This window comes from Sphingomonas sp. PEI4 (assembly GCF_056679955.1).
In genome coordinates this window covers 3,194,857-3,211,690 of the sequence record NZ_CM155258.1, presented here as the reverse complement: position 1 = coordinate 3,211,690, position 16,834 = coordinate 3,194,857, and the positions used below count along the sequence as shown (strand labels likewise).

General features: G+C 67.7%; 15 protein-coding genes. 8 read left to right on the top strand and 7 right to left on the bottom strand.

Annotated elements, in window-relative coordinates; all coding sequences use genetic code 11:
• Positions 1-4: 4 nt before the first annotated feature.
• The 4 genes from AC1MLZ_RS14855 to AC1MLZ_RS14840 all read right to left on the bottom strand — a co-directional run bounded on the left by AC1MLZ_RS14855 (position 5) and on the right by AC1MLZ_RS14840 (position 3,525).
• Positions 5-736 carry a CPBP family intramembrane glutamic endopeptidase gene (locus tag AC1MLZ_RS14855; RefSeq protein WP_480959146.1) on the bottom strand — a complete coding sequence of 244 codons (732 nt, stop codon included), beginning with the start codon at positions 734-736 and terminating at the stop codon, positions 5-7.
• 263 nt (positions 737-999) lie between these two features.
• Positions 1,000-1,971 carry a class II fructose-bisphosphatase gene (gene glpX / locus AC1MLZ_RS14850; protein WP_107963207.1) on the bottom strand — a complete coding sequence of 324 codons (972 nt, stop codon included), beginning with the start codon at positions 1,969-1,971 and terminating at the stop codon, positions 1,000-1,002.
• A 61-nt stretch (positions 1,972-2,032) separates the two neighbouring features.
• Positions 2,033-2,851: a 2,3,4,5-tetrahydropyridine-2,6-dicarboxylate N-succinyltransferase gene (gene dapD / locus AC1MLZ_RS14845; RefSeq protein WP_480959145.1), complete on the bottom strand. Its 819-nt coding sequence runs from the start codon at positions 2,849-2,851 to the stop codon at positions 2,033-2,035.
• The gene (locus tag AC1MLZ_RS14840; RefSeq protein ID WP_480959144.1) at positions 2,848-3,525 is read right to left on the bottom strand and encodes a pyrimidine 5'-nucleotidase; all 678 of its coding nucleotides are present in this window, start codon (positions 3,523-3,525) and stop codon (positions 2,848-2,850) included. The genes dapD and AC1MLZ_RS14840 overlap by 4 nt, the downstream gene beginning before the upstream one ends.
• Before the next feature lie 125 nt (positions 3,526-3,650).
• On the opposite strand from AC1MLZ_RS14840, the gene AC1MLZ_RS14835 reads away from it, so the two are divergent.
• Positions 3,651-4,649: an LLM class flavin-dependent oxidoreductase gene (locus tag AC1MLZ_RS14835; protein ID WP_480959143.1), complete on the top strand. Its 999-nt coding sequence runs from the start codon at positions 3,651-3,653 to the stop codon at positions 4,647-4,649.
• A gap of 151 nt (positions 4,650-4,800) precedes the next feature.
• Here the strand turns inward: AC1MLZ_RS14835 and nudC are convergent, their stop codons facing one another.
• From nudC to AC1MLZ_RS14820, 3 genes are read right to left on the bottom strand one after another with little or no spacing between them, the layout of a single operon-like run.
• Positions 4,801-5,679 carry an NAD(+) diphosphatase gene (gene nudC, locus AC1MLZ_RS14830; RefSeq protein WP_480961571.1) on the bottom strand — a complete coding sequence of 293 codons (879 nt, stop codon included), beginning with the start codon at positions 5,677-5,679 and terminating at the stop codon, positions 4,801-4,803.
• A gap of 5 nt (positions 5,680-5,684) precedes the next feature.
• Positions 5,685-7,046, bottom strand: coding sequence for a serine hydrolase domain-containing protein (locus AC1MLZ_RS14825; protein WP_480959142.1), 1,362 nt, complete (start codon positions 7,044-7,046; stop codon positions 5,685-5,687).
• Positions 7,043-8,107, bottom strand: coding sequence for an A/G-specific adenine glycosylase (locus AC1MLZ_RS14820; protein ID WP_480959141.1), 1,065 nt, complete (start codon positions 8,105-8,107; stop codon positions 7,043-7,045). The genes AC1MLZ_RS14825 and AC1MLZ_RS14820 overlap by 4 nt, the downstream gene beginning before the upstream one ends.
• Before the next feature lie 26 nt (positions 8,108-8,133).
• On the opposite strand from AC1MLZ_RS14820, the gene AC1MLZ_RS14815 reads away from it, so the two are divergent.
• The 7 genes from AC1MLZ_RS14815 (at position 8,134) to AC1MLZ_RS14785 (ending at position 16,765) form a co-directional block, all read left to right on the top strand.
• Positions 8,134-8,685, top strand: coding sequence for a DUF721 domain-containing protein (locus AC1MLZ_RS14815; protein ID WP_480959140.1), 552 nt, complete (start codon positions 8,134-8,136; stop codon positions 8,683-8,685).
• Complete coding sequence (locus AC1MLZ_RS14810) at positions 8,685-9,350, top strand: thioredoxin domain-containing protein (protein ID WP_480959139.1); 666 nt, start codon at positions 8,685-8,687, stop codon at positions 9,348-9,350. The genes AC1MLZ_RS14815 and AC1MLZ_RS14810 overlap by 1 nt, the downstream gene beginning before the upstream one ends.
• Before the next feature lie 17 nt (positions 9,351-9,367).
• The gene (locus AC1MLZ_RS14805) at positions 9,368-10,108 is read left to right on the top strand and encodes a thioredoxin domain-containing protein (protein WP_480959138.1); all 741 of its coding nucleotides are present in this window, start codon (positions 9,368-9,370) and stop codon (positions 10,106-10,108) included.
• A 260-nt stretch (positions 10,109-10,368) separates the two neighbouring features.
• Positions 10,369-13,755 (top strand): chromosome segregation SMC family protein, encoded by a 3,387-nt coding sequence (locus AC1MLZ_RS14800; RefSeq protein WP_480959137.1) that lies wholly within the window; start codon positions 10,369-10,371, stop codon positions 13,753-13,755.
• A 33-nt stretch (positions 13,756-13,788) separates the two neighbouring features.
• Positions 13,789-13,965 carry a hypothetical protein gene (locus AC1MLZ_RS14795; protein WP_480959136.1) on the top strand — a complete coding sequence of 59 codons (177 nt, stop codon included), beginning with the start codon at positions 13,789-13,791 and terminating at the stop codon, positions 13,963-13,965.
• Between the two features lie 52 nt (positions 13,966-14,017).
• The gene (locus AC1MLZ_RS14790; protein WP_480959135.1) at positions 14,018-15,262 is read left to right on the top strand and encodes a putative DNA modification/repair radical SAM protein; all 1,245 of its coding nucleotides are present in this window, start codon (positions 14,018-14,020) and stop codon (positions 15,260-15,262) included.
• 117 nt (positions 15,263-15,379) lie between these two features.
• Positions 15,380-16,765: a UdgX family uracil-DNA binding protein gene (locus AC1MLZ_RS14785; RefSeq protein WP_480959134.1), complete on the top strand. Its 1,386-nt coding sequence runs from the start codon at positions 15,380-15,382 to the stop codon at positions 16,763-16,765.
• Positions 16,766-16,834: the final 69 nt, after the last annotated feature.

Here is a 16,834-nt window from a genome sequence, read left to right as displayed (position 1 = left end):
GAAGTCAAGCCGCGCGCCACGCTCCGGTCAACGCAGGTCGCAACGTCAGCGAATTGAGATCGATCAGCGCGTGCAGGACCATCGCCAGCCACAGCTCGCCGGTCATCAGGTAGACTGCCGCCATCAGCGCACCGACGAGCGTGGTCGCGATCACACCCGCCCGCCCCTGATAGCGATGCATCGCGCCGAACACCGCGATCGCGACGCCGAACGCAACGAAGGCGTTGCCGGTGACGAGCGCGACCAGCAACGGCAGGAACAGGCGGAAGGCGAGTTCCTCAGACACGCCGGCAGCGATCGACATGGCGGCGGCATGCGCGATCTCCCGGCGGTTGCGCGGGAGAAGCGACCCGACATTACCGATCGGCTTGAGCACGCGCCAGTTCCGCCGGGTGGCAAGGAGTGCGCCAATGACCAGCCCCCCGAGCGCGCCACCACCGATCATGCCGACCACGAACGCACGACTGTCGCCTTCGAAGCTCGGAAGCAGGATGCGAAGGTCGTCGAACTCGAGCGGGACGGTGACGAGCGCGTCGAGGCGGCCGAGCAGCGCGAGGCCGATCACCGCCGGAAGGACGAAGGCGATCGCCGCCTTGGCGATCCACAGGCGGTAGGTCTTCTGGCGCGAGTCGGTGTCGGGGAGGCGCCTGATGCGGCGATAGCCGAGGAGGTCGCCCTTGAGGAACCAGACCAGGCTCATGATTGTGACGAGGAGGAGGGCATTGGGAAGGATCATGCCGACACTTCCACCGCCCACGCCTTCACCGCTCGTCCTACTTGTTCTCCCGCGAAGGCGGGAGCCCAGTCTGGGTCCCCGCCTTCGCGGGGAAACAGGGTGCACTGGATCGACGTTTCACCGTAGCCCCCACCCCGGCGAAGGCCGGGGCCCAGTTGGTGAACGTTGCTGACGACCGGCAACGTTCCGTTACTCCGACCTTTCCACCTGGGCCCCGGCCTCCGCCGGGGAGGTGCCTAGCTGTCGGTCAGAGCATCACCAAATCAATCAGTACGATGCTCGCCCTTGACCCACCGCACCGTCCCCGAAGACGCGCGCATAACCACGCTCTCGGTGGTCATCTTGCCCTTCTTCCGCTTTACGCCCGCCAGCAACGACCCGTCCGTCACGCCCGTCGCCGCAAAGATGCAGTCGCCCTTCGCCAGTTCGGACAGGTCATACTGCTTGTCGAGGTCCGTAATCCCCCACTTCGCCGCACGGCCGCGCTCGTCGTCGTTGCGGAACAGCAGCCGGCCCTTGAACTGCCCCCCGACGCAGCGCAGCGCCGCGCACGCGAGCACGCCTTCAGGTGCACCACCCGAACCCATGTATACGTCGACCGTGGTCTCGGGATCGGACGTCGCGATCACGCCGGCGACGTCGCCGTCACCGATCAGCATGATCCCGCAGCCGACCTTACGCAGCTCAGCGATCAACGCCTCGTGACGCGGGCGATCCAGCACGCACACGATCAAGTCACGCGCCGGCACGCCCTTGGCAGCGGCGACGGCGTTGATGTTCTCGGTCGGCGTCTTGTCGAGGTCGATGATGCCCTCGGGATAGCCCGGGCCGACCGCGATCTTGTCCATGTAGACGTCGGGCGCGTTGAGCAGCCCGCCCTCTTCGGCGATCGCGAGAACGGCGAGGCTGTTCGGCCCCGCCGTCGCGCAGATCGTCGTGCCTTCGAGCGGGTCGAGCGCGATGTCGATCTTCGGGCCCTTGCCGATCGCCGAGCCCACCTTCTCGCCGATGAACAGCATCGGTGCCTCGTCGCGCTCGCCCTCGCCGATCACGACGGTGCCGTCCATGTAGAGCGAGTTGAGCGCCTCGCGCATCGCCTCGACCGCGGCCGCATCCGCCGCCTTCTCGTCGCCGCGACCGACGAGCGTGGAGGCGGCGATCGCTGCGGCCTCGGTCACGCGGACCATTTCGAGGACGAGGACGCGGTCGAGAACCTGGCTGGCGGCAGCGGTCAAAATATTTCTCCTCGGAATTATCCGCCCCGGATAGGCAGCGCTTGGCATGTTGTCGACCCGATCAGTCCCTGAGAAGGTCGTTGATGCTGGTCTTGGAGCGGGTTTGTGCGTCGACCCGTTTGACAATCACGGCGCAATACAAAGCGGGCTTGCCGTCCCCGCCGCCGATCGAGCCCGGCACGACCACCGCATAGGGCGGCACTTCGCCCTTGAACACTTCGCCGGTGTCGCGGTCGATGATCTTGGTCGAGGCGCCCAGGTACACGCCCATCGACAGTACCGCGCCCTCACCGACGCGGACGCCCTCGGCCACTTCGGCGCGCGCACCGATAAACGCGCCGTCGCCGATGATGACGGGATCGGCCTGCAACGGCTCGAGCACGCCGCCAATGCCGGCACCCCCCGAAAGGTGGACGTTCTTGCCGATCTGCGCGCACGAGCCGACCGTCGCCCAGGCGTCGACCATCGTGCCTTCACCGACATACGCGCCGATATTGACGAAGCTCGGCATCAGGATCGCCCCCTTCGCGATGAAGCTCCCGCGCCGCGCGACCGCACCGGGAACGACCCGGATGCCCGCCGCGCGGAATTCAGCCTCGCCCCAGCCTGCGAACTTAGACGGCACCTTGTCGAACGCAGGGGCGCCCGCCGAACCGCCGTCGATCACGACATTGTCGTTGAGCCGGAACGAGAGCAAAACCGCCTTCTTCAGCCACTGGTTGACCTGCCAGCCATCCGCTGTGGGCTCGGCAACGCGCGCGGTGCCAGCGTCCAACATCGCCAGCGCGGACTCCACGGCGTCACGCACTTCGCCCTTGGTATCCAGACCCAGGTTCGCGCGATCGTCCCAGGCGGCGTCGATGATGGTCTGCAAGGTCATGATGTCTCCAGGATGGTTTCTAGCCACGGCGCAAGCACGGGCACGGTGAAATCGATATGATCGCGCGCGCCGCCGGGGGATTGCTCGGAGCCGTTGTCGACCCACACGGTCGTCATCCCGATCGCCTTGGCCGGCGCGAGATTACGCGTCATGTCGTCGACGAACAGCGACTCCCGCGGGTCGATATCGAACGCCGCGCAGAAGCCCGCATAGGCCGACGCATGCGGCTTCGGCATCAGGTTCATCGCGTGAATGTCATGGATCGCCTCGAAGCTCTCGCTCAGCCCGAGCCGGTCGAGAATCCGTGTCGCATACGGCGTGTCGCCATTGGTGAAGACGAGCTTGCGCCCCGGCAGCTTGGCGATCGCAGCCACCAGCGGCGCGTCGTGCTCGAGCACGTCCATCTCGATGTCGTGGACATGCGCCAGGAACGCGTGCGGATCGACGTGATGCTCGGTCATCAACCCCGACAGCGTCGTGCCGTGATTGTGGAAATATCCCTTCTGCACGCGCCGCGCCTCGTCATGCTCGAGCCCCAGCAGATCCTGGATGAACCCGGTCATCCGCGCATCGACCTGCGCGAACAGGTCCGCGCTCGCCGGGTACAGCGTGTTGTCGAGATCGAAGATCCAGTTGCGGACATGGTCGAGGCGGGGGTCAAGGCGGGCAAGCATCGGCCGGAACCTCTAAGGAGCGCGAGGCGTGGCGACAAGTCGGCTGACGTTTGCTCAGGCGGACGAAAGCACCGCAATTCAGATGAAGGGTGGATAAGCTACCGCTCGGTACCTATCTCTGATGCATGACACGCTATTCCCTGCTCGATCTGGTGCCCGTCGTCGAAGGCGGCACCGTTTCCCAATCGCTCGCCAACGCGGCCGATCTCGCGCGCCACGCCGAGAGCGTCGGGTTCCAGCGCTATTGGGTCGCCGAACATCACGGCATGACCGGCATCGCCTCCGCCGCAACGGCGGTCGTGATCGCGCACATCGCCGCCGCTACCAGCACCATTCGCGTCGGATCGGGCGGCATCATGCTGCCCAACCACGCGCCGCTGACGATCGCCGAACAGTTCGGCACGCTCGACGCGCTGTTCCCCGGGCGAATCGACCTGGGCCTCGGCCGTGCACCCGGTTCCGACCAGCGCGTCGCCCGCGCAATGCGCCGCACGCTGGAGACCGACGCCAACGCCTTCCCGCAGGACGTGATGGAGCTCCAGAGCTACTTCGCGAACGATGGCCAGACCGGCATCGTCGCAACGCCGGGTGCCGGCGCTGACGTCGAGATGTGGATTCTGGGCTCCAGCACGTTCGGCGCGCAACTGGCGGCGGCGCTCGGCCTGCCCTACGCCTTCGCCTCGCACTTCGCCCCCGACGTGCTCGACAGCGCACTGGCGATCTACCGTCGTGATTTCCGTCCGTCGGCACGGCTTGCCAAGCCGCACGTCATGGCTGGCTTCAACGTCTTCGCAGCCGAGACCGATGCCGAAGCGGAACTGCTCGCCAGTTCGCAGCAACAGTCGTTCGTGGCTCTACGCACCGGCAACCCCGGCCGGATGCAGCCACCGGTCGCGGGCTATCGCGAGTCGCTCGGCGCGCAGGGCAACCAGATCCTAGACCACGTGCTGCAATGCTCGGCGGTGGGAAGCCCGGCCAAGGTCGCCCGTGGGATCGCGGCGTTCATCGAGCGGACCGGGGTGGACGAGGTGATGGTGACCAGCGCGATCTACGATCACGAAGCCCGCAAGCGGAGCCTGTCGATCACCGCAGACGTGATGCAGGATTTGAAGGTCGCGGCGTAGGTCCGGCCGGCGCTTCTCCTGAGAGCCACCACCCCGGCGAAGGCCGGGGCCCAATTGGCAAGGTCGCGGTAACGAAGCGCGGTCCTCAGTTTACGACTGTCCCCCGATTGGGCCCCGGCCTCCGCCGGGGTGGTACAGGGGTACGGGTGCCCTACTCCCCCGCCCATTCCCTCAACAACGTATACGCGATCGCATAGGGCGGGGGCGCCACGAACGGCCCCTCCTCTCCCCGCAACACGGCGCGCAACATCTCCCGAGGCACCCACATCGCGTCTTCAAGCTCGTTCACGTCGAGCGTGATCGCATCATCCTGGGCCTCGGCAACGCACGCGATCATCAACGAAGAGGGAAACGGCCAGGGCTGGCTCGCGATATACCGCACCTTGCCGACCCGCACGCCCGACTCTTCGAGGATCTCGCGCGCGACCGCTTCCTCGATCGACTCGCCCGGCTCCAGGAACCCCGCCAGCGCCGAATAGCGACCCGGCGGCCACCCCTTGCCGCGCCCGAGCAGCGCGCGACCGTCATGCTCTGCGATCATGATCACCACCGGATCGACCCGCGGGAAATGCTCGGTGCCGCAAGTCGGACACTTCCGCGCCCACCCGGCGCGGAACATCTCGGTCGGCGAACCGCATTTTGCGCAGAACCCATGCCGCACATGCCAGTCGATGACGCTGCGCGCGCCGGCATAGGTCGCCGCCTCACCGGGCGCGAGCGCGGCCAGCACCGCCATCAGCGCAGGCGACCGCATCGCCGGCGCATTGTCGACGCGCATCCCATTCAGCAACGCCGCGAAGTGAGGCCGTCCGCTCTCGTCGAGCCCGAGCAGGATCGGATCGGCATCGTCGGGCATGTCCGCCATCGACGTCCAAGCCAGATGCCCGTCGTCGGTCGTGCTCGGCAGCAACCCGTCGAGCACCAGCAACCGAGCGCGCCAGTCGCGTTGCGCCGCCGCCAGCCCCTCCGGATCGTGGCGCAGCGCGTCGGACCGGTCGAGCGTCCCGCCGGTGAAACCCGGTGCTTCCATCACGCTCATCGGCGCAACCTCGCCGCGTCCTGCATCAGCGCCGCGACCACTTGCTCGCGCAGCGGAATGCGGTCCGCCGGAAAGTAATTGACCATTACGGTGCCGCGCGAATGCTTCAGCGGATCGACCCAGGCGATCGTCCCCGCCGCGCCGCCCCATGCATAGGTGCCCTTGCCCGGACCGTTCGGCGTCGTGGCCAGCACCACCGATCCGCCCGCGCCGAAGCCCATGTTGCTGCCCTTCGTGCCGCCGGTCCCACCGCTCACGCCACCATAGGCCACGCCCGGCGGCAGCAGGTTCGACGTCGCCAGCGCGATCGTCTCGGGCTTCATCACGCGGGCGCCGTCGAGCGTCCCGCCGTCCTGGATCATGTGCAGGAACCGGTCGTAATCGCGCGCCGACATCACGAGCCCCGCGCCACCGTACGGAAAGCTCGGCTTCTGCAGGAACACGGAGTTCGCCGCCGGATCGAGCGGGGTCCGCGTGTCGCCGACAAACGCGTAGTTGGTCGCGAGCCGTCCGACCTTGCTCTGCGGCACCTGCCAGAAGCTCGACCGCATCTTCAGCGGATCGAACAGCCGCGTCTGCACGAACCGCTCGAAGCTCATGCCGCTGGCGACCTCGATCACCCGCCCCATCACGTCGAGCCCGATCGAATAGCTCCACTTGGTCCCCGGCTCCGCGATCAGCGGCAGCGTCGCGACGCGGTTCGCGAACTCCTCGAGAGACTTCGGCCGTACGACCTTCATCTTCTCTTCCATCGCCGCACTGACCGATAACGGCAGGATCCCGAGCCGCTCATACTCCTTGAGCAGTGGCCCCTTGGTGACGATCGTGTAGCCGAGCCCGGCGGTGTGCGTCAGCAAATTGCGAATCGTGATCGGCCGCGTCGCCGGCCGCGTGGCGAGCGACGTGTCGGGGCTGGTCGCCACCTTCATGTCCTTGAACGCCGGGATATATTTGCTGACCGGATCGTCGAGGTTGAGCTTGCCGTCCTCGACCAGCATCATCGCCGACATGCCGGTGATGGGCTTGCTCATCGAATAGACGCGCCACAGCGAGTCAGGGCCCGCCGCCGGAGCATTCGGGTCGTCACTGATCTTGCCACCCGAGGGGAAGAGCGTCGGACCGTCGCCAACCCCGAACGCGCCGACGATCCCCGGCATCCTGTCCTGCGCGACATAGCCGTCGAACAGCGCCGTCGTCGCGGGCAGGAGCGCGCGCACCGGTATGGTCATCCGCGGCGTCGGACGAACCTGAGGCGAAGGCTGCGGGCCAACTTGCGGGCGCGGCTGAGCCTGCTGGGCATAAGCCGTAGCGGCGGCCAATGCGGCGAGGCCGCCCGTAATCCAGTGCACCAGCTTCATGCGTCTCTCCGTATGGCCCAGTTGCGTATGGCTTTGCCGGCCTTGGCGAAAACGGTCGGCAGCCCGGCGGTATCCAGGTCGTCGATCGGCCACCATTCGCTTGCCGTTGGAACGCGGGGTTGATGCGCCTCGACCGCCGCCACCGCAAGCGTCAGTTGCAGATCGAAATGCGTAAATCCATGTGCGACGGTAATGTCCAGCATCCGCCAATCCGCCTGCGCCGGCGCGTCCTCGAAACCGGGCGCGGCCTCGCCCCAGGCCCCGGTCGGCAACGCGCGCATCCCGCCCAGCAAACCGGTATCCGGCCGCCGCACCAGCAACACCTGACGGTCGCGCTCCAACCAGAAGATCGTCCCATACCGCTGAGGCTTTGCCGCCTTCTTTGCCTTCACCGGCAACCGCTCGGGCGCGCCCTGAGCAAACCCCTCGCAATGCTCGCGGATCGGACACAACAGGCACTTCGGCGCACGCGTCGTACAAATCCCCGACCCCAGATCCATCATCGCCTGCGCGAAATCTCCCGCCCGAGCATCCGGCGTGATCGAATCCGCCGCCACTCGAATCGCAAGCCGCGCCGCCGGCAAAGGCGTCTGGATCGCGAACACCCGCGCCACCACCCGCTCGACATTCGCATCAACCACCACCGCGCGCTCCCCGAACGCGATCGCCGCCACCGCCGCCGCAGTATAAGCGCCTAACCCCGGCAAAGCCCGCAGCTCCACCTCGGTCCGCGGAAACACGCCGCCATGCTCCGCGACCACAGCCTTAGCCGCCTTCACCAGATTGCGCGCCCGAGCATAATATCCAAGCCCCGCCCAAGCCGCCATCACATCGACATCGTCCGCCGCCGCGAGGCTTGCGAAATCCGGCCACCGCGCCGTCCACGTCAGAAACCGCGGAGTCACCGCGGCCACCGTAGTCTGCTGCAACATCACCTCGGACAGCCACACCCTGTACGGATCGACCGCCTCGCCCGGCTTCGCACGCCACGGCAGCTCGCGACGATGCGCGTCATACCAGTCGAGCAGGGCCCCGGAGACCGAAGAGCGCTTGGCGTTCACGCGTCGCCTATGGCATGGGTTCGCGGATGAGCAAGCCGCCTGGCCCTTCCCCCAAACCGCCCGCGACACGCCGGACGAAAGGCAAGACCGATCCCGACGCGCCGCGCGAGAATCGCTCGCGCGCGGTCGCCGAGTTGTTGCCCGCGATCGGCGGCGCGGCATTCCGGCGATTCGGCTTCGTCCAGTCGTCGATCGTCAGCCGCTGGCCCGAGATCGTCGGCGCGAAACTGGCGGGCGCAAGCATCCCCGAATCGATCCGCTTCCCGCTCGGCAAGAAGCAGGATGGCGTCCTCACGCTCACCGTCCGCGGCGCGCACGCCCCGATGATGCAGCACATCGCGCCCGAGATCATCGAGCGCGTGAACCGCTTCTTCGGCTACGCAGCGATCGTGAAGGTCGCGATCCGCCAGGGCGAGGTCGCCGCCCCGGTACCCCGGAAGGCGCCGCCATCGATCCGCCCGGTTCCGGTCGATCTCGGTGCGAGCCTGAAGGGCATCGCCGATCCGGAACTGCGTGCTGTCCTCGAATCCCTCGCCGCCGGCGTCGCCTCGACGCACGGCCTTCCCAGGATCACCTGATGCGCGTCCTCCTTGCCGTCTTCGCCCTCATCCTGCTCACCGGCGCCGCGCCCAAGCGCGACTGGTCGCAAACCGCGCGCATCCTCCCCTCGGGCGCCTATCTGATCGGCAACCCCGCCGCGCGCGTGAAGCTCGTCGAATACGCCAGCTACACCTGTTCGCACTGCGCCGATTTCTCGGTGAAATCCGAACCCGTGCTGAAGCGCCAGATGATCGCGTCTGGCTCGACCAGCCTGGAATTCCGCCACTTCATCCGCGACCGCCTCGACCTGTCGGCCGCGATCCTCGCGCGCTGCACCGGCCCGAAAGGCTTCTCAACCACCTCGTCCGCGATCTTCGCCGCGCAGCCGCAATGGCTCCAGCGCGGGATCGAGTACCAGCAGGGCAACGCCGCGCGCCTGAACATGTACCCGGCGGCTGCCCAGATCCGCGCCAACGCCGACGGCTCCGGCCTGACCGCGATGGTCAAGGCCCGCGGGCTCTCGGATGCGGCGATCGACGCGTGCTTCGCCAACCAACCCGAGATCGACCGCATCGTCAAACTGACCGCCGACGCGCCGAAGGAGATCGATTCCACCCCGACCTTCTACCTCAACGGCAAGATCGTGCCCCATGCCGGCTGGGAACAGCTCGAACCCGCGCTCCGCAAGGCCGGCGCCAAATGATCCACTGGAGTAACAGCATGAAGTTCGTATTCGCCCTCGCCGCCCTGCCGCTCGCGCTCGCCGCCTGCTCGAAGAACGATTCGACCGGCAACGTCGACGCGCCCGCCGCTGCCCCGGTCGCTGCCGCCGCCGCGCCCGCCGGCCAGAACTGGACGGAGACGGTCGTGAAGACCCCCGAGGGCTACCTGATGGGCAATCCGAACGCGGCCATCAAGCTCGTCGAATACGGCGCGCGCTCATGCCCGACCTGCGGCGCGTTCGCCCGCGAGGCGTACAAGCCGCTGACCGAGAAATACGTCGCGACCGGGAAAGTCAGCTTCGAATTCCGCGACTTCCTCGTCCATGGCGCACCCGACGTGGCGCTGACGCTGCTCGGCCAGTGCGGCGGCGTCGCGCCGTTCTTCCCGCTCCTCGAGCAGATGTACGGCAACCAGATCGCCTTCCTCGACAAGCTCCAGACGATGACGCCCGACCAGCAGAAGGCGCTCGCCAACCAGCCGCCGACCGTCGTCGCGACCAAGCTCGCCGAACAGATGGGCGCGATCGATTTCGTCAAGCAGCGTGGGATTCCTGAGGCGAAGGCGCGCGCCTGCCTGGCGGACCAGAAGCAGCTCGAGGTGATGGCCAAGCCGACCGAAGACGCGATGCAGGCTGGCACGGTTACGGGCACGCCGACGTTCCTGCTGAACGACAAGAAGCTCGACCAGGTCGTGAGCTGGGACCAGATGGAGAAGGCGCTGAAGGCGGCTGGGGCGTAAGCTAACCCCGCTGAATACACGCCACCCCGGCGGAGGCCGGGGCCCAGTTGGGGGACGTTGCTGATCAGCGCTGCGTTCCGTTATTGCCACCTTTCCAACTGGGCCCCGGCCTCCGCCGGGGAGGTGGAGGTTTGTACGAACGGCAGCCCCTTCCTTGTTCTCCCGCGAAGGCGGGAGCCCAGTCTGGGTCCCCGCCTTCGCGGGGACACAAGCTCGGCGGTTCGACACACGATCAAAACCAGTCGTCGGGGGGCGCAAGAATGCAGATCAAGCGCCTCCGCATCACCGGCTTCAAGAGCTTTGTCGATCCGGCCGACCTCCGCATCGAGCCCGGCCTCACCGGCGTCGTCGGCCCGAACGGCTGCGGAAAATCGAACCTCCTCGAAGCGCTCCGCTGGACGATGGGCGAGGCCAGCGCCAAGTCCCTGCGCGGCGCCGGCATGGAAGACGTCATCTTCGCCGGCACCGCGACCCGCCCGCCGCGCGACTTCGCCGAAGTCTCGATCCTCGCCGAAATAGCAGGCGACGAGCGAGAGATCGTCCGCCGGATCGAACGCGGCGCCGGCTCCGCCTACCGGATCGACGGCCGCGATGTCCGCGCGAAGGACGTCGGCCTGCTCTTCGCCGACGCCGCCACCGGCGCGCACTCGCCCGCGCTCGTCAGCCAAGGCAAGATCGGCGCGGTTATCGCCGCCAAGCCCGCCGACCGCCGTGCGATGCTGGAGGAAGCCGCCGGGATCGCCGGCCTCCACGTCCGCCGCAAGGACGCCGAGGGCAAGCTCCGCGCCACCGAAGCCAATCTCGCCAAGCTCGACGAGATCATCTCCGACCAGGACGCCCGCGCCGCCACGCTGAAACGCCAGGCCCGCGCCGCCGAACGCTACCGCCTCATCTCCGCGCAAATCCGCGTCGCCGAAGCCCGCACATTGTTCGCCCGCTGGCGCGAAGCCGCCACCGCATCCGATACCGCGAAGTCCGAAGCCGCCGCCGCCGAAGCCCGCGTCCGCTCGGGTAACGAAGCCGAACGCGCGGCCGCGTCCGACCAGCACCGCGCCGTCGAAGCCGTATCCACTGCACGAACCGCAGCCCTCTCCGCTCGCGACCGCGTCGCCGACCTCGCCCACCGCGTCACCGCCCTCAAGACCGAGAAAGCCAGCATCGAGCGCCGGATCGCCGACCTCACCGAAGCGCGTGCCCGCATCGCCGACGACCGCGCCCGCGAAGGATCGCTCGCCAGCGACGCCGCCGCCGCGCTCACCCGCCTCGCAGACGAGGCCAAGGCACTCGACACCGCGATCGCCGAAGCCACCGCAGCGATTCCCGAGCTCGACGCCGCGCTCGTCGACACCGAACGCAAAGCCCGAGACGCCGAAGTCTCCCTGGCCCAGGCGCTCGCCACCCAAGCCCGCGACGCCGCCGAAGTCCGCGTTGCCAGCGCAGCCCTCGCCGCCGCCCGCACCCGCGCAGACCGAGCCGATCGCGACGCCGCGCAGATCGCCGCTGCCCTCCGCGCCCTCGGCGACCCCGCCCCGCTGACGGCCGAGCGCGAAGCCGCCGCCGAAGCCCGACGCGCCGCGACCGCCGCCGCAGAGTCCGCCCGCCAAGCCATCGCCCGCGCGGACACCGACGAAACCGCCGCAGTCGCAGCACGCGACGCCGCCGAGAACGCCCGCGCCGCCGCCGGCGCCGACCTTGCCACGATCGACAGCGAAGCGGCCGCGCTCACCAAAGCCACGCAAAGCTCCGGCCGCAATCGATTACTCGACCACGTCTCGGCCAGCACCGGCTATGAACGTGCGCTAGCGGCGGCGCTCGGTGACGACCTCGACACCAGCCTCGACGCCTGGGCCGGCGCCGTCCCCCGCGCCGAAGACCCCGAAGCGCCCGCAGACGCCGAACCGCTAGCAGAGTATGTCGACGCGCCCCCCGCCCTCGCCCGCAGGCTCGCGCAGGTCTTCGTCGTCGATGCCGATGGCCAGCAACACCTCGCAGTCGGCCAGCGGATCGTGACCCGAGACGGCCAACTCCGCCGCTGGGACGGCTTCACCGCAACCGGCACCGGCGCGGCAGCCGCCGAACGCCTCGTCCGGCGCAACCGTCTCGCCGCGCTCCAGGCCGAACGCCCCGCTGCAGTCAGCGCGCTAGACGACGCCGAACAAACCCGCGCCGCGATCGACCACCAGATCGCCGAAGCCCGCCGCGAGTCGCAGACCGCCCGCGCAGCCCTGCAACGCGTCGAGACCGCCGCGCGCGACGCAACCCGCCAGGAAGACCGCGCCGCCGCCGCGCTCGAACGCCTCGCAACCCAACGCACCGACCTCGACGTCCGCGCGCACCGGATCGCCCACGATGTCGCCGACGCGCACGCCGACCGCACCCGCGCCGAAGCCGCAATGGCCGCCGTCCCCGACGGCACCGCCAACGCGCGCCAGGTCGCCGCGCTCCAATACGACGCCGAACGCAGCCGCGCCGCCGTTGCGCAGGCTCGCGCCGATCGCACCACGCTCGACCGCAGCATCGCCACCCACCGCGAACGCCTGGCCGCAGCGCACGCCGACACGCGAAGCTGGCGCGCCCGAGCCGGTGAAGCCGCCAAGCGCATTGCCGCCATGGACGCGCGCGAGACAACCCTCGGCGTCGACCTCACGGCCATCGCCGATCGCCCCACTGCGCTCGAAGCGGAAATCGCAACGCTCGACAGCGAACACCAAGACGCCCGCATCATCGCTGACACTCTGCTAGCCACCGAACGCACCGCAGAAGCCGCCGCTCGAACCGCCGCCGATGCCCACCACGCCGCCACCGAAGCCCTGTCGCAATCCCGCGAAGCCCGCGCCGGCGCGATCGCCCGCGTCGAAAACCACGAAGCCCGCCGCCTCGACCTAGGCAAACTTTCCGGCGAACGGTTCCAATGCCCCGCCCCCGTACTCCCCGAACGCCTCGGCTTCTCAACCGCCGACGTTCGCACGCCCGCGGAGGAGTCCGCCACCCACGACCGCCTCACCACCGACCGCGAACGCATCGGCCCGGTCAACCTCGTCGCCGAAACCGAACTCGCCGAACTCGAAGACGCCTCGCGCGGCAACGCGGTCGAGCGCGACGAACTCGGCCAGGCGGTCAACCGCCTGCGCGGCTCGATCGGCACGCTCAACCGCGAGGGCCGCCAACGCCTGGTCGCCGCATTCGACGCGGTGAACGGCCATTTCCAACGCCTCTTCACCACCCTCTTCGACGGCGGCGCCGCGCACCTCGAACTGATAGACTCCGACGACCCGCTCGAAGCCGGCCTCGAGATCATGGCGCAACCGCCCGGCAAGCGCCTCCAGTCGCTCACCCTGCTGTCGGGCGGCGAACAGGCGCTGACAGCCGTCGCGCTGATCTTCGGCCTGTTCCTCACCAACCCCGCGCCGATCTGCGTCCTCGACGAGGTCGACGCGCCGCTCGACGATGCAAACATCGAACGCTTCTGCGACCTGCTCGATCGGATGGCCCGCGACACTGACACCCGCTACCTCGTCGTCACGCACAACGCCGTCACGATGAGCCGCATGCACCGCCTGTTCGGCGTCACGATGATCGAACGCGGTGTCAGCCGGCTCGTCTCGGTCGACCTTCAGGCAGCAACCGGACTCATTGCAGCAGAGTAGGGAGACAATCCCCGTTCACGACGTTGAACCCCGATGTTCCTCGACGAATCCAGCATCTGGCCGCGCAAGGAGGAGCCGCCTCCCCGCAAGCCCGTGTACCGGCACGAGAAAGCACTGACCCGCGTCGTTTTCGTCTACCTTTTCCTGCTGTTACTCCTGCCGGTCAGCCTCGGCGGCATGGTCGACCTGATCCGCTATGTGTTCGACTGAATGATGATCTCGATCACTCGACACCCCTGACGGCGGAACGTAAGACGAACAAATGGCTCAACTCGACACCCGTGAAAAGCTCGAGATTCTCGCCGATGCGGCCAAATATGATGCGTCCTGCGCGTCGTCCGGCACGACCAAGCGCAATTCGAAGGACGGCAAGGGGCTCGGCTCGACCGAAGGCATGGGGATCTGCCACGCCTACGCCCCCGACGGCCGCTGCATTTCGCTGCTCAAGATCCTGCTGACCAACAGTTGCATCTTCGACTGCCATTACTGCATCAACCGCAAAAGCTCGAACGTCCGCCGCGCGCGCTTCACCGCGAAGGAAGTCGTCGATCTCACCATCGCCTTCTACAAGCGCAATTATATCGAGGGCCTGTTCCTCTCGTCGGGCATCATCGCCTCATCGAACTACACGATGGAGCAGATGGTCGAGGTCGCGCGCTCGTTGCGCGAAGACCATCATTTCCGCGGCTATATCCATCTCAAGACGATCCCCGACGCCGATCCCGAACTCGTCCACCAGGCCGGGCTCTACGCCGATCGCGTCTCGATCAACGTCGAACTCCCGACCGCGAACGGCCTCAAGCGGCTCGCCCCCGAGAAGGACGGAGTCCGCATTGAAACCGCAATGGCCGAGGTGAAGGCCTCGATCATCGACGGCAAGGACGCCAAGGCCAAGTACAAGTCCGCGCCCAGCTACGCCCCCGCCGGCCAGTCGACGCAGATGATCGTCGGCGCAGACGCCGCGACGGACGGCGACATCGTCCGAAAAGCCTCGACCCTGTACGACCGGTTCGGCCTCCGCCGCGTCTATTATTCCGCGTTCAGCCCGATCCCCGACGCAAGCGCGGTCCTCCCGCTGCAACGCCCGCCGCTGATGCGCGAGCACCGGCTGTATCAGTCGGATTGGCTGATGCGCTTTTACGAGTTCCAGCCGCACGAGGTGGTGGCCGCCGCCGACGACGCGACGGGGATGCTGCCTCTCGATATCGACCCCAAGCTCGCCTGGGCGCTTAAATTCCGCGGATCGTTCCCCATCGACGTCAACCGCGCCCCCCGGGAAATGCTCCTCCGCGTCCCAGGTCTCGGCGTAAAAGCGGTCAACGGCATCCTTACCAGCCGCCGCTGGCGCCGCCTCCACTTGGCCGATATCGCCCGCCTGACGGTCTCCGTCGCGAAGCTCCGCCCGTTCATCATCGCCGAAGACTGGCGCCCGGTGGCCTTGGCGGACCGCGCCGAACTCCGCCCGATCGTCGCGCCGAAACCCAAGCAAATGGAAATGTTCGCTTGATCTTCGTCCGCTACCCCGGACCTGTTCCGGGGTCCACCGGCCCGCACGCTCGCGGGTCGAGGAGTACGCGGAACGGTGGATGCCGGAACAAGCCCGGCATGACGGCGTAGGACCGCCATGCGCGTCGTAACCCTATCCGAACCCGACGACTTCGACGGCTGGCGCGACGCAGCCCGCGGTCTCCTCGCGGAAAACGTCCCCCCCGACGACGTCGTCTGGCAAGTCGGCAACGAACCCACCGACCTGTTCGCCACCGCCGCAGACCCCGCCCCGGCCCCGGCACCCGGCGGCGTCTCCGTCCCCCGCGCGTTCCTCGACCTCGCCCGCAGCGCCATCCTCGGCACAGACCCAGAGCGCTTCGCCCTGCTCTACACGCTGCTAACGCGCCTCCGCCACGAACCGAAACTGATCGAAGACCGCGCCGATCCCCTGGTCCGTCGGCTCGACCGCATCGCCAAGGACGTCCGCCGCGACATCCACAAGATGCGCGCCTTCCTCCGCTTCCGCGAAGTCGAGGAGGATGGCGGCACCCGCTTCGTCGCCTGGTTCGAACCCGACAACCACATCGTCCGCGCCAACGCCGCCTTCTTCGTCACCCGCTTCGCCAGCATGCGCTGGTCGATCCTGACCCCCGAAGTCTCGATCCATTGGGACGGCAAGGCGCTCACCGAAGGCCCCGGCGCGAGCAAGGCCGACGCCCCAGACGACGATCCGACCGAGGAAGTCTGGAAGACCTATTACGCCAGCATCTTCAACCCGGCCCGCGTGAAGATTGGCGCGATGCTGAAGGAGATGCCGAAGAAATACTGGAAGAACATGCCCGAAGCCGCGCTGGTGCCGGGCTTGCTGGCCGCGGCACAGGCAAGGGAGAGCGGGATGATCGCGAAGGCGAGAAACACGATCGGCGGCAATAGCCTGATCGCCTGGGAGGCCCTGCGCGACGAAGCCGCCGGCTGCACCCGCTGTCCGCTCTACAAGCCGGCAACGCAGACCGTGTTCGGCGAAGGCCCGGTCGATGCACCGCTGATGTTCGTCGGCGAGCAACCGGGCGACCAGGAGGACATCGCCGGCCGTCCCTTCGTCGGCCCAGCCGGCCAGATGTTCGACAAGGCGATGGCCGAAGCCGGCGTCGACCGCTCCCGCGCCTACGTCACCAACGCGGTCAAGCACTTCAAGTTCGAACAACGCGGCAAACGACGCATCCACGCCAAGCCTGGCGCAGGCGAAATCGACGCCTGCCGCTGGTGGATCGAACAGGAACAGATGCTCATCAAGCCCAAGGTCACGGTGGCGCTTGGCGCAACGGCGGCACGGTCGCTGTTCGGCAAGGTGATGAGGATCGGACGCGAACGTGGGCGGGCACTGCAACTTCCGGATGGCGGCGAGGCCTGGATCACGGTGCATCCGAGCTATCTGCTGCGGTTGCCAGACCCGGCCCAGGCGGCAGAAGAATATGCGCGGTTCGTCGAGGACTTGCGGACGGTCGGCGGCCGGATCGGATAAAGGTCGGCGTCGTGGTTTCCAACGAATCCGCCTCCTCCGTCATCCTGACGAAGGGACCCAGAGCCACGA